The sequence below is a fragment of the Haemophilus influenzae genome, assembly GCF_001457655.1.
Classification (GTDB): domain Bacteria; phylum Pseudomonadota; class Gammaproteobacteria; order Enterobacterales; family Pasteurellaceae; genus Haemophilus; species Haemophilus influenzae.
Genome location: NZ_LN831035.1, coordinates 406,039 through 419,984 on the forward strand (window position 1 = coordinate 406,039; position 13,946 = coordinate 419,984).

Genomic DNA, 13,946 nt, shown 5'->3' on the forward strand with positions numbered 1-13,946 from the left:
ATTAACTTAATAAATATTTAAACGAATTATCAAATATAGAATAAAAAAGTGCGGAGAATTTTCTCCGCACTTTTCTTTTTACTTCTTCTGTCTTTTATCTTTAAGACATTCAAGAGTTCATCTATTATTTGATGATTTTCGCAACAACGCCTGCACCTACTGTACGGCCACCTTCACGGATTGCGAAACGTAAACCTTGATCCATCGCGATTGGGTGGATTAAGCTTACTGTCATCTTGATGTTATCCCCTGGCATTACCATTTCCACGCCTTCTGGTAATTCGATAGTACCAGTCACGTCTGTTGTACGGAAATAGAATTGTGGACGGTAACCTTTGAAGAATGGAGTATGACGACCACCTTCATCTTTTGATAATACGTACACTTCTGATTCGAAGTCAGTGTGTGGTGTGATTGAACCTGGTTTCGCTAATACTTGACCACGTTCGATTTCTTCACGTTTGGTACCACGTAATAATGCACCGATGTTTTCACCTGCACGACCTTCGTCAAGTAATTTACGGAACATTTCAACACCAGTTACAGTAGTTTTCGCTGTATCTTTGATACCGACGATTTCTACTTCATCACCTGTACGGATGATACCACGTTCTACACGACCTGTTACTACAGTACCACGACCTGAGATTGAGAACACATCTTCGATTGGAAGAAGGAACGGTTGGTCAATCGCACGTTCTGGTTCTGGAATATAAGTATCTAAGTGGTTTGCTAACTCAAGGATTTTTTCTTCCCATTCTGCTACGCCGTTTAACGCTTGTAATGCTGAACCACGTACGATTGGTGTATCGTCACCTGGGAAGTCATATTGAGATAGAAGTTCACGAACTTCCATTTCTACTAATTCTAATAACTCTTCGTCATCTACCATGTCGCATTTGTTTAAGAATACGATGATGTATGGAACACCTACTTGGCGACCTAATAAGATGTGTTCACGAGTTTGTGGCATAGGACCATCTGTTGCTGCTACTACTAAAATAGCACCATCCATTTGAGCCGCACCAGTAATCATATTTTTAACATAGTCGGCGTGTCCCGGACAGTCTACGTGTGCGTAGTGGCGAGTCGGTGTATCGTATTCAACGTGTGAAGTGTTGATGGTAATACCACGCGCTTTTTCTTCTGGCGCGTTATCAATTTGGTCAAATGCACGCGCTGCACCACCGTAGTGTTTTGCTAATACGGTTGTGATTGCTGCTGTTAAAGTTGTTTTACCGTGGTCAACGTGGCCGATTGTACCCACGTTTACGTGCGGTTTTGTACGTTCAAATTTTTCTTTAGACATTGCTAATGTTTCCTAAGAAGTGCGGTATAAAACAATCATATTTTACACCGCTGGTTTACAAAAATTATTTTTTACGCGCTTCAATTACTGCAGCTGCCACACTTGTTGGAGCTTCAGCATATTTTAACGGTTCCATTGAGTATGATGCACGACCTTGAGTTTGTGAACGTAAATCTGTTGCATAACCGAACATCTCAGAAAGTGGAACTTCAGCATCGATCTTAACAACAAACTCGTTCGCTTCTTGACCGTTAACCATAGCACGACGACGGCTTAAATCACCAATTACATCACCAACATATTCAGGTGGAGTTTCAACTTCAACTTTCATAATTGGCTCAAGTAATACTGGGTTTGCTTTTGAGAATGCTGCTTTAAATGCTAAAGACGCAGCAAGTTTAAATGCTAACTCAGATGAATCCACATCATGGTATGAACCGAAGTGTAAACGTACACCAAGATCAACTACTGGGTAACCAGCTAATGGACCAGATTTAAGTTGTTCTTGAATACCTTTATCAACGGCTGGAATGTATTCACCAGGAATTACACCACCTTTGATTTCGTTTACAAATTCATAACCAGGGCCTTCTGGATCTAATGGATATAAGTCAATAACAACGTGACCATATTGACCGCGACCACCAGATTGTTTAGCGTGTTTACCTTCTACATCATTAACACGAGTACGGATAGTTTCACGGTATGATACTTGTGGTTTACCAATATTGGCTTCCACTTTGAACTCACGTTTCATACGATCAACAATGATATCTAAGTGCAACTCACCCATACCAGAAATAATGGTTTCACCAGATTCCTCATCTGTGTGAACACGGAATGAAGGGTCTTCTTGTGCTAAACGACCTAATGCTAAGCCCATTTTTTCTTGGTCAGCTTTAGTTTTTGGTTCTACCGCAACAGAGATTACTGGCTCTGGGAATTCCATACGCTCAAGGATAATTGGCGCATCAATTGCACATAATGTATCACCAGTAGTTACATCTTTTAATCCGATAGCAGCTGCGATGTCACCTGCACGAACTTCTTTAATTTCTTCACGTTTATTAGCGTGCATCTGTACGATACGACCAAAACGTTCACGTTTTTGACGTACAGAATTCAATACTGTATCTCCAGAATTAATCACTCCAGAATATACACGGAAGAATGTTAAGTTACCTACGAATGGGTCAGTTGCAATTTTAAATGCTAATGAAGAGAATGGTTCTTCATCACTTGCGTGACGCTCACCTTCAGTTTCATCTGGATTGATACCTTTAATAGCAGGAATATCAGTTGGTGCTGGTAGGTATTCAACAACTGCATCAAGCATTGCTTGAACACCTTTGTTTTTGAACGCAGAACCACAGGTTACCAAAATAATTTCATTTGCTAATACACGCTGACGTAATGCTGACTTAATTTCTTCTTCAGTTAAGTCTTCGCCACCTAAGTATTTTTCCATTAATTCTTCTGACGCTTCAGCTGCCGCTTCAACAAGGTTTTGACGCCATTCTTCACAGTCTGCTTGCATATTAGCAGGCACTTCTTCATAAGTGAAAGTCATACCTTGGTCTGCTTCATTCCAATTGATCGCTTTCATTTTGATCAAATCAACTACACCTGTGAAGTTTTCTTCTGCACCAACAGGGAGTTGAAGAGGAATAGCATTAGCACCTAAGCGAGTTTTTAATTGTTCAACAACACGTAAGAAGTTCGCACCAGTACGGTCCATTTTATTTACGAACGCAATACGTGGAACTTCATACTTGTTAGCTTGACGCCATACGGTTTCAGATTGTGGTTGAACACCACCAACCGCACAGTAAACCATTACTGCGCCATCAAGAACACGCATAGAACGTTCTACTTCAACAGTAAAGTCCACGTGTCCCGGAGTATCGATAACATTGATACGATGTTGTGGGAATTGTTGTGACATACCAGACCAGAATGCAGTTGTTGCCGCAGAGGTAATGGTGATACCACGCTCTTGTTCTTGTTCCATCCAGTCCATCGTTGCTGCACCATCGTGCACTTCACCGATTTTGTGGCTAACACCAGTATAGAATAAGATACGCTCAGTAGTAGTGGTTTTACCCGCATCAATGTGCGCACTGATACCGATATTACGATATCTTTCAATAGGGGTTGTACGAGCCATTATTATAACCTTGTTTATTTAATATCAGTTTATATAAGGGTAAGGCTTCATCAATGATGAAGCCCTTTAAATTCAAAAACTTATTACCAACGGTAGTGAGCAAATGCTTTGTTAGCTTCAGCCATGCGGTGAACGTCTTCACGTTTTTTAACTGCTGCACCTTTATTATCTGAAGCATCAGATAATTCGTTTGCAAGGCGTAAAGCCATTGATTTATCACCACGTTTACGTGCTGCTTCAACGATCCAACGCATACCTAATGCGTTACGACGTACAGGGCGCACTTCAACTGGTACTTGGTAAGTAGAACCACCAACACGACGAGATTTAACCTCAACAGTTGGACGTACGTTTTCAAGTGCAACTTCAAACGCTTCTAAAGGTTCTTTACCTGTGCGTTGTGCTAAAGTTTCTAAAGCACCATAAACGATTGATTCAGCAACGGATTTTTTACCGTCTACCATGATTACATTAATAAATTTTGCAAGTAATTCTGAACCGAACTTCGGATCTGGAAGAATCTTGCGTGCTTCAATACTACGACGACGTGGCATTGCGAATTTCTCCGTATTTTAATCTTCAGGATATCCAAAACCCATCAGCAATATTTCTCTTTGAGAAAATTTGCAGCACAAAGTGCTTTTTGACTGGAGTTTATGGTTTAAATTTTTTTGCTAATTTAGACGTTTGGCCTTACTTAACGGAGAACCATTAAGCTTTAGGACGTTTAACGCCGTATTTAGAACGACCTTGTTTACGATCTTTAACGCCTGCGCAGTCTAATGCACCGCGTACTGTGTGGTAACGCACACCTGGTAAGTCTTTAACACGACCACCACGGATTAATACAACACTGTGTTCTTGAAGGTTGTGACCTTCACCACCAATATAAGAAGTTACTTCAAAACCGTTAGTTAAGCGGATACGACATACTTTACGTAACGCTGAGTTTGGTTTTTTAGGAGTTGTAGTATATACACGAGTACATACACCACGTTTCTGCGGGCAAGCCTCTAATGCAGGAACGTTGCTTTTTACAACCTTTTTCACACGCGGTTTGCGTACTAGCTGGTTGATAGTTGCCATTAAAAAAGCTCCAGTTTAAATGTTATTCAATAATAGAATGTTGTTCAAAAAATCTACTTCTATACAGAAATAGACGGCGAATTCTAATAGTTTTACGCTTTATTGTCAATAATTAAACAATATACTCCAGGCTTAAAACTAGATTAAAATTTACCGCACTTTTGTTTTTCAATAAAAAACTTTATTCCCCACGTTTTAGCATGCCTTGTTTTTTCAAATTAATCAGAATAATTGAAATAGCAGCAGGCGTTATACCTGAAATTCGGCTCGCTTGACCAATGGAAACCGGACGATGTAGTTCCAATTTCGCACGTACTTCATTAGATAAACCAGACACTTTGCTGTAATCAAAGTTAGCTGGAATAGCCGTATTTTCGTGGCGTTTTTGTTTTTTAATTTCTTCTTGTTGATGCTCAATATAGCCTTGATATTTAATAGCAATTTCTACTTGTTCTACGGCTTCTCTATCTTCCATTGCCGGTTTGTATGGCGTTAAAGAAGTCAAAATATCGTAGGTCATTTCTGGACGGCGTAATAAATCTTCACCGCTGGCTTCACGCACAAGTGGACTGCCAAGCACTTTATTGGCTTCTTCTAAATATTCAGAACGCGGATGCAGCCAAATGCTGCGTAAGCGCTGGCGTTCTTGCTCAATCTTTTCCATTTTTTGATTAAAGCGTGCCCAGCGAGCCTCATCAATCAAACCTAATTCATGGGCAATTGGCGTTAAACGAATATCCGCATTGTCTTCACGTAATAACAAACGGTATTCAGCACGAGAAGTGAATACACGATATGGTTCTTTGGTACCGAGCGTACAAAGGTCATCAACCAATACTCCAGTATAAGATTGATCACGACGTGGATACCATGCCTCTTTCTCTTGTACATAAAGACCTGCGTTAATCCCCGCCAATAAGCCTTGTGCCGCTGCTTCTTCATAACCGGTTGTACCGTTAATTTGGCCTGCGAAGAATAAACCTGAAATAGCTTTTGTTTCTAACGTTGGTTTTAAATCACGTGGATCAAAATAATCATATTCAATGGCATAACCCGGTTTAATGATACGAGCTTTTTCCAAACCTTTCATGGAATTTACAATGCCCATTTGTACGTCAAACGGCAAACTGGTAGAAATCCCATTTGGATACACTTCGTTACTGGTTAATCCTTCTGGTTCCAAATAGATTTGATGTGAATTACGATCTGCAAAACGCATTACTTTATCTTCAATAGATGGGCAATAACGTGGACCGATCCCTTCAATCACACCTGTATACATTGGACTGCGATCCAAGTTATTACGGATCACTTCATGGGTTTGTTCATTAGTGTGGGTGATATAACAAGGAATTTGTTGCGGGTGATCAGATACCGATCCCATAAAAGAAAATACAGGTAACACCGCATCACCATGCTGTTTAGCTAAAATATCAAAATTGATCGTGCGTGCATCAATACGCGGTGGTGTACCTGTTTTAAGGCGATCTACACGTAATCCGAGATCCCTTAATCGATGTGAAAGATTTACAGAAGCAGGATCTCCAGCACGACCACCTTCATAATTTTCCAAACCAATATGAATTTTACCGGCTAAGAAAGTACCTGCAGTTAATACCACTGATTTAGCACGAAAAATTAATCCCATTTTTGTGCTAACACCTGTAACTCGATCTTGATCAATTAGAATATCTGTCGCTTCTTGTTGGAAAATATCTAAATTAGGTTGATTTTCTAATGCAGTACGAACAGCTTGACGATATAAAACTCTGTCAGCTTGAGCTCGAGTAGCACGTACTGCTGGACCTTTACTACTATTTAAAGTACGAAATTGAATTCCTGCTTTATCTGCAGCATGCGCCATCAAACCACCCATAGCATCTATTTCTTTTACTAAATGACCTTTACCGATCCCACCAATTGCAGGATTACAAGACATTTGCCCTAAAGTATCTACATTATGTGTTAATAAAAGGGTTTTTAATCCCATTCGAGCTGGTGCAAGCGCAGCTTCTGTACCCGCATGGCCACCACCGATCACAATCACATCATAAGTTTCAGTGTAAAACATATCTATCTCTATTTATTCGGATCAAAAAATTGGCGTTATTCTACAGAAATTTAAAACACCTGACAAAAAAAGAATGGATCTATTGATCCTTTGAAAGATCAGGTTTGTATTAGTAAATAAGATCTCTTTTTATATATAAAGATCTTATTATTGTTACTATTAAGATCCTTTGTGATTGTGAGTAACCTTATTAGATCCTTACGGAAACTGGTGTTATAGGATCTAAAGATCTTGTGAAAATGCGATCATTTTCTTTAAAAATCTTGTGTGTAAAATAGAAAGTTATTAACAACTTTATTTTTTCTTAAAGTTACTAAATGAGTAAAAACAGTTTTATGACAGGTTTTTATAAAGTTATCCACAATAAAAATTTTATTGATGCTGAGCTTTTTCTAATGAGAGTTAATGACTTGTACTGTAAGTTACTATAAACTATCTTCTTCTTGAAGAATAAATAAAATAGTGATGGAAACAAAATAGAAGAAGTTTCTACAGTATAAAATAATCTCTCCAAAAAATGCCAGAAATGTGTTGTTTGCCTCTATAGCCAAATTTCTAAAAATAGAATGGTATTGTGCATTAGTTTTATAATTATTACTTTTTATATGGTAGTTCAGATAGCTATTTACATCTTTATTGAACCTATAATAGGTTGTTAGGCTTCGATAGAAATAGTCTCTTTATCAAAGTTAGCGGCAGCTTTGCTGGGGGTTGGGATTAATTTGTAAAATAAAGATAGATTGTGAATTGAGCAAAAATCTTTAAAAATTTAACCGCACTTTGGGAAGAAAAAATGCCGCCTAAATTTTAATTTTTAGACAGCATTTTATTTTACTAATTATTATTTAGATAAATCAATTTGATATACAGCAAATCCAACTTCATCTGTACCCACTTGTTTCATTGGATACTGTGCTTTTTCTTTGATGAATTGAGTTGCTTGTTCGCTTGGTGAGGTTTCAAAACGAACATCTAATTTATCGTTACCTGTGATAGGAACAAAACGCCAGTTTTTATCTGCATTTGGATTTATAGCACCCTCTTTTTCGCTGGTTGATTTAATATAATCTGCCAAAATTTGACGGCTTTCATCTGGTGAAGCGTAAACAATATGTTTATCACCAGTACCTGGGAATTTATTACCGTAAGCACGATAGTTATTGGTTGCAATCAAAAATTCTGCTTTTGGATCAACTGGTTTACCTTGATAGGTTAAATTTACTACGCGGTGCGATTCTGGATTGATTAGCTTACATTCTCCATCATAACGAGCTGGTTTGGTTAAATCATATTCATAATTGACCCCGTCGATAACATCAAAGTTGTAAGTGCGGAAACCTTCCCAATCAATCAATGATTGTGGTTTGTCACTTGCTGGATCAATTTGTTTAAACATACCTGCACTACATTCTAACCATTCTTTTAATTGCTCGCCTGTCGCTTTAACAACCACTAATGTATTTGGATAGAGATATAAGTCTGCCGCATTACGGAAAGTTAATTCACCTTTATTTACTTCGGTATAACCTGTTGGGTCATTTTTACGACCACCAGCTTTAAATGGTGCTCCTGCACTTAAAATAGGTAAGCCAGCCATTGCTGCAACACTTGGTGCAACTTTTTCTACATACGCTTTTTGTGCTTGGTTCACTATTTGGATGGTTGGATCATCTTGCACTAATGCAAGATAGCTGTACATATTGTCTGTGGCTTTACCAATAGGTTGAGAAACAAACTTACGTGTAGCTTCGTGAACTGGTTTTAAAAGTGCGGTAATTTCTGGGTCATTTTCTGCAAGCACTTTTTTATTTTTAGCATCATAGATTGGACGAAGTACCGCTTTTCCAGAGGTAACAATCCATTTGCCTTTGTGTTCTGTTAAGCCTAAATCCACCACGCTGATATTATTTGCCCAGTAACCAGCCATACTTTCTGGTACGCCTTTTACGGTACCATTTACGATGTCTGCATTTGGTGATTTCGCAAATTCTTTATTTGGGAATAAACGGTGTGAGTGACCAAAAATAACGGCGTCAATATGTGGTACATCAGCTAGATAGAATGCTGAGTTTTCAGCACCTTCTTGATAAGGTTCATCAGATGGGCCTGTGTGAGCTAATGCAACGATAATATCAGCCCCTTTTTTCTTCATTTCAGGGACATATTTTTGCGCTGTTTTTACAATATCATGGGTTTCCACTTTACCTTGAAGGTTCGCTTTATCCCAAACCATAATTTGCGGTGGCACAAAGCCGATGTAACCAATTTTTAATTTATGTGTTTTGCCATTATTATCCACCACAGATTTTTCTTGAATGACATAAGGTGTGAAATAAGGTTCTTCTGTCCCCGCTTTTACTACGTTCGCATTCACAATTTGGAATTTAGCTTGTTTGATGGCATCTGCAAGATAATTGAGACCATAGTTAAATTCGTGGTTACCTAATGTACCCACTTCATAATTCATCGCATTTAAACAATCGACCGCAGGGTTAGATTTACCCTCTTTATAGCCTTGTGCAGCTTGATAGTCTGCAATTGGATTACCTTGAATTAGGTCACCGTTATCTACTAATACACTATTTTTCACTTCAGCACGTGCTTGACGAATAAGGCTTGCTGCACGAGTAAAACCGAATTTATCGGTTGGTGCATCTTTATAATAGTCAAAATCGGTCAAGAAGCTATGAACATCTGTTGTTGCCACAATGCGTAAATCAACATCGCTCTTTCCTTTTGCCATCGCAAAACGGTTTGCACTTAACGCTAGGATGCTAGTTGCTCCAATTTGAATAAAATGACGTCTATTAATCATTGAGTTTTCCTTATAAGGTGGGTAAATATTGCCTTTATTCTAAGAAAAATAGCGGATTCTTAAAAGAAAGGAGTAAAAATATTTTTATTTAATTAAGATAATAATTTCTGTACTAAGGAAGTATAAATATTAACCCCAGTAAGTAATTGATTTTCATCAAAATCAAATTCAGCTTCGTGATGACCTGCTGTGCGATCTGCACCAAGAATGAAGTAAATAGCTTTGCCCCCATGTTCTTGTACACGTCTACCTAAAATAGTCGCATCTTCACTTGCATTGAAAGCATAATCTGAATTTACGTTATTTATTTGTGGTTGTTCAAGAGATATTTCTTCGATGAGTTTTATAAGTTCAACATCGTTATTCATATCCACGGCTTCACCTACAATTTCAGTTTCATATGCGACATCAAAACTTATGGAGATACCTTTAGCTATTTGCATGACTTGTTCAGTCATGTATTCATTAATTGCTTTATTTTCTCCCCGCACTTCTAATTGTAATTCAGCAGAGGATGGAATGACATTTCTTCCTTCACCCGCTTTTAGCACACCCACATTAATTCTTGTCATGCCTTCACCATGGCGTGCAATACCATGAAGTTGAGTGACTGTATGCGCTGCAGCTAATAAAGCATTACGACCTAAATGGGGGGCAGCACCTGCATGTGTAGGTTTACCTTTATAGCGAATATCAATTTTTGTTGTGGAAAGAAAATTTCTTGGATTAGCAATAATAGTGCCTGTATTCGCACAAAAACTAATGTGTGAAGAAGCAAAATAATCTGCATCATCAATTATGCCACTTTGTGCAATGGCTGCTGCACCTCGAACACCTTCTTCTGCTGGTTGGAATACAATTTTTACTTTTCCAGTGAGTTTATCTTTGTTCTGAGCGATCCATAATGCAACACCTAAACCTATTGTAATATGTGAATCATGTCCACAAGCATGCATAAAACCATCGTTAATTGAGGCAAAACCTTCTTTATTTGGAATATGCTCTGGTGAGCGAGTTTCCGTTACATTCACACAGTCGATATCAAAACGTAATGCGATGGTTTTTCCTGGTTTACCTGAATCAAATAATGCCACACAACCAGTGTATCCTTCCATTTTTTCTAGCCATTTTTCATTGGCTCCATAGGCTTTTGCATTAGCTAAACCTTTATCTACTACGGCTTGTTTTCGTCCACGAACAAAGTCTGGATTTATAATTTGTTTGCCAAGAAAAATTTCAAAACAATCTAAGTCTTCCAAGTAATCCGCAATGCGAGAAGTTGTCCAAAATTCACTCCAGCCAATTTCTGGAAAACGATGAAATTCACGACGCCATTTAACAAGTTGATTTAAATCTAAGTTCATTTTTTTCTTCCTTTAAAAGGCTATAAAAACAGACCGCACTTAAATAAAGTGCGGTCAATTTTTTACTATTTTTACAACATAAATAATGCTAAGAATAAAACAGCAAGTATCATGCCTGGTGCGGTACGTTTTACCATTTCTACTGGGCTTACCATCGCAAGGCCTGCACAAACAATGGTTACACCTGCAATTGGTGAAGCTGTACGACCAATTGCACCAGCAATGGCTGCTGCCATACCAAGATTTACATGAGTGTAACCGAGTTCTACAGCATGTGGCGTGACGGCAGTGTTAAAGGCAATCGCTGCTGCATCGCCAGAACCTGTAATTAAGCCCATTAAGAATGGTCCAATTGTTGCACCCCAACGTACAAATTCGTTGGATTCTTTTAAGAAAGAAATTGCAGCATCCACTGCGCCCGTAGATTTTAATCCTGCCACAAATACACTGGCTGCAATGATAATACCAAGTACGTTTGCATAAGAATTTCCCATACCATTGAAAAATTCTTCAGTGATTTTTACTGGGGAAATACGAGTGACGATAATGCCATAAATTGCACCAATTAGCATCGCTTGAGGCACACCCATTTTAGTCCATTCAAGACCTGGCACTTGTTGTAATGATGTTCCACCAATCACTAAAATAACTAATGGTATTAATGGTGCAAGGGCATAAAGTACATTGACGCCTTCAACAACTTTAATTTCACTTTCTTTTTGTTCTGCAAGATAAGCTTGGCGATGTTGTTCACCATAATCTTTAAAAACAAGCGCAAGAATTGTTAAAACAACCGCACCTATTGCTCCCGCAATCATGTTATATGGTGCATGTGAAAGGTTTACTTGAGTGATAGTTAAGCCTGACATTTCACTAATCATTGCTGAGTGAGAAGAACCTGGGCTCATCATTGATCCAAAAGTCCCTGCTAAAATAGCTGCACCAGCAGTAGCTGGTCGAACACCCGCACTTTTTAAAACGGGAATTAATGTTGCACCAACCGCAGCAGCACAACCAGCAGCAGAAGGAATAGCAATATTGATGAAAAAGGTGATGACTGTTGCAATTGGAATTAAGAAGAATTTTAATCCGCTTAATGGTTTGGTAAGTAAATGTACCAGATGAGTATCACATTGAGTGTATTTCATTACATAAGCAAAACCCATACTGGAACAAATAGCCATAATTAATCCGCCAGATGTCATGCTTTTGGCAAAAGCATCTAATGCACCCATTGGATTCAGCGTTAGAATGGACATTATTAAACCGACACCAATCAAAACAGTTCGGGTTTCGGCTTTTTTAATCAGAAAATAAATTGTGGCAATAATGCCGATCACTGCAACGATGGATTTAAATAATTCCATTATATGTTCCCTTTAAGTTAATAAGAAAAAGTTGTATTGATATCAAATGTGCCACATTCCATATTTTCACTGAAGCACAAAATAGGATTTTCGCCCAATACGGTTGCCATTTCATTTTGTATATGAAGCGCAGAACCCTCAGGTAATGCATATACAAGTGCGGTTGGATTAACGAGTAAAAATTCTGCCAAACGTTCTTCTCGGCTTTCACCATTGTGGCCTTGTATTTTACCTGAAATAAAGTGCGGATTAATTTGATGAGGAAAAAGTTGTAATGCTTGAAATGAAGGAGGATAAGTAATCGGCATATCATTAGTTGTCATAATAGATGAGCCAGCTACATTGGCCCCAGCACTCCAACCAAAATAAGGCGTACCGTTATTTACTTTTTCACGAATGATATCAATCAAATTATGTTCATAAAGTTGTTTTAACAAACAAAATGTGTTTCCACCGCCTATAGCGATGATATCTGCTTGTTCAATAATATCCCGATGCTGTTTGCCATGATGAACGGAAACAATATTCATCCCTAAATCAGAAAGTGCATTTTGCACAGTTTTTTCATATTCATCAAAAGTGCGGCTCACCCCAGCATAAGGTACAAAAGCAATTGTTTTACTACGATAATCAGCCAAGAAATTTTGTAACCAAGGTATGGTGTGTTCAAGATAACCTGTGTTCTTGTATTTTGAGCTACTGAGCAGTAACATGTTTTTCATATTTATAATCCTTTATTAGGGATGAAAAGTTATTGCTATTATGCCTAAGCTAAAAACAAAATCCAGCATAAAAGCTGGATTTTTATGGATTGCGTAGCATTATTGATTTAGTTGAAAACGATGCTTTTCAGGAATTAAAAATGACAAAAGCCACCTTTTAGGTGGCCTTGTCTCAATATTGTAGGGGGGGTTTGATAATGCTATCAGTGACCAACGTTCCCTATCGTCGGGGCGGAGTCTATGGTAAAATAATTCAAATGTCAAGTGATAAGTAGGATTATATGTTATCAGCAACGCAATTTCTTGTTTTAGAAAAAGCACTTAGTAAGGAAAGATTATCTACATACAAAAACTATGTGAAAAATAAAACTTCAGAAAGTATTAATGATAACATCGTTGCTTTATATAAATGGAATTCTGAAATAGCGGGCTATTTTCTTGAATTATGTAATATATATGAGGTTTCATTAAGAAATGCTATTTATAGATCAATAGATTCGTATGATCATTATGGTATCAGACAGAGACAAATACTTAGACAAAGTCCTAAATTAAGAGAAAAAGTTGAAGAATTAGGTAGAAATGCGACTGATGGAAAAATCATATCTAGTTTACATTTTCACTTTTGGGAAGGTTTTTTGAAGAAGTTTTTCTTGTGGAATTCTCGTGAGCTTCACAGAATGCCTCTTTTATATGCTTATAGAATAATTTCTTTTGAAAACTCAAATAAAGATAAGGATATATTATTTATTATAAAAGTCACAAAGAATTTGAGAGTGAATATAAGAAACAGAATTTGTCATCACGATCCCATCTTCAATAAAGATTTAAAGAAAATTCTGAAACAAGTTATGTGGGTATTTAGTAAAATTGATTATGATTTATACTTAGTTATTAACAATCTATATTCCAATAAAATTATCAATCTTTTAAATAAGAAGCCAATCTGACTACAAATGTAGAAGATCAGACCTCATCTGACAAATCACAATAAAAAACGAGCATTTCCTGTTTAGTATATGAGTGTCAAACTCAATCTAAACAA

Annotated in this window: 10 protein-coding genes; 1 reads left to right on the top strand and 9 read right to left on the bottom strand. The window is 37.6% G+C overall.

Going from position 1 to position 13,946, the window contains the following annotated elements:
• Positions 1-124: 124 nt before the first annotated feature.
• From tuf to pepE, 9 genes are all read right to left on the bottom strand, one after another.
• On the bottom strand, positions 125-1,309 hold the full coding sequence (tuf, locus tag AT683_RS01990; RefSeq protein WP_005667564.1) for an elongation factor Tu: 1,185 nt from the start codon (positions 1,307-1,309) through the stop codon (positions 125-127).
• A gap of 64 nt (positions 1,310-1,373) precedes the next feature.
• Positions 1,374-3,476, bottom strand: coding sequence for an elongation factor G (gene fusA, locus AT683_RS01995; protein ID WP_005651039.1), 2,103 nt, complete (start codon positions 3,474-3,476; stop codon positions 1,374-1,376).
• Positions 3,477-3,559: 83 nt separating this feature from the next.
• Positions 3,560-4,030, bottom strand: a complete 471-nt coding sequence (gene rpsG / locus AT683_RS02000) for a 30S ribosomal protein S7 (RefSeq protein WP_038440497.1) — start codon at positions 4,028-4,030, stop codon at positions 3,560-3,562.
• 157 nt (positions 4,031-4,187) lie between these two features.
• Positions 4,188-4,562 (bottom strand): 30S ribosomal protein S12, encoded by a 375-nt coding sequence (gene rpsL, locus AT683_RS02005; RefSeq protein WP_005543325.1) that lies wholly within the window; start codon positions 4,560-4,562, stop codon positions 4,188-4,190.
• A 181-nt stretch (positions 4,563-4,743) separates the two neighbouring features.
• Entirely contained in the window at positions 4,744-6,633 is a 1,890-nt protein-coding gene (gene mnmG, locus AT683_RS02010; protein ID WP_050845999.1) for a tRNA uridine-5-carboxymethylaminomethyl(34) synthesis enzyme MnmG, read from the bottom strand.
• An 841-nt stretch (positions 6,634-7,474) separates the two neighbouring features.
• Positions 7,475-9,448 carry a 2',3'-cyclic-nucleotide 2'-phosphodiesterase gene (cpdB, locus tag AT683_RS02015; protein WP_038440493.1) on the bottom strand — a complete coding sequence of 658 codons (1,974 nt, stop codon included), beginning with the start codon at positions 9,446-9,448 and terminating at the stop codon, positions 7,475-7,477.
• 92 nt (positions 9,449-9,540) lie between these two features.
• A complete protein-coding gene (locus AT683_RS02020; RefSeq protein ID WP_038440490.1) occupies positions 9,541-10,812 on the bottom strand; it encodes a M20 family metallo-hydrolase in 1,272 nt (423 codons plus the stop codon).
• 71 nt (positions 10,813-10,883) lie between these two features.
• Positions 10,884-12,179 carry a C4-dicarboxylate transporter DcuC gene (gene dcuC / locus AT683_RS02025; RefSeq protein ID WP_005688115.1) on the bottom strand — a complete coding sequence of 432 codons (1,296 nt, stop codon included), beginning with the start codon at positions 12,177-12,179 and terminating at the stop codon, positions 10,884-10,886.
• Positions 12,180-12,196: 17 nt separating this feature from the next.
• Entirely contained in the window at positions 12,197-12,901 is a 705-nt protein-coding gene (gene pepE / locus AT683_RS02030; RefSeq protein WP_038440488.1) for a dipeptidase PepE, read from the bottom strand.
• Positions 12,902-13,182: 281 nt separating this feature from the next.
• On the opposite strand from pepE, the gene AT683_RS02035 reads away from it, so the two are divergent.
• The gene (locus AT683_RS02035; protein ID WP_038440486.1) at positions 13,183-13,851 is read left to right on the top strand and encodes an Abi family protein; all 669 of its coding nucleotides are present in this window, start codon (positions 13,183-13,185) and stop codon (positions 13,849-13,851) included.
• Positions 13,852-13,946 lie beyond the last annotated feature (95 nt).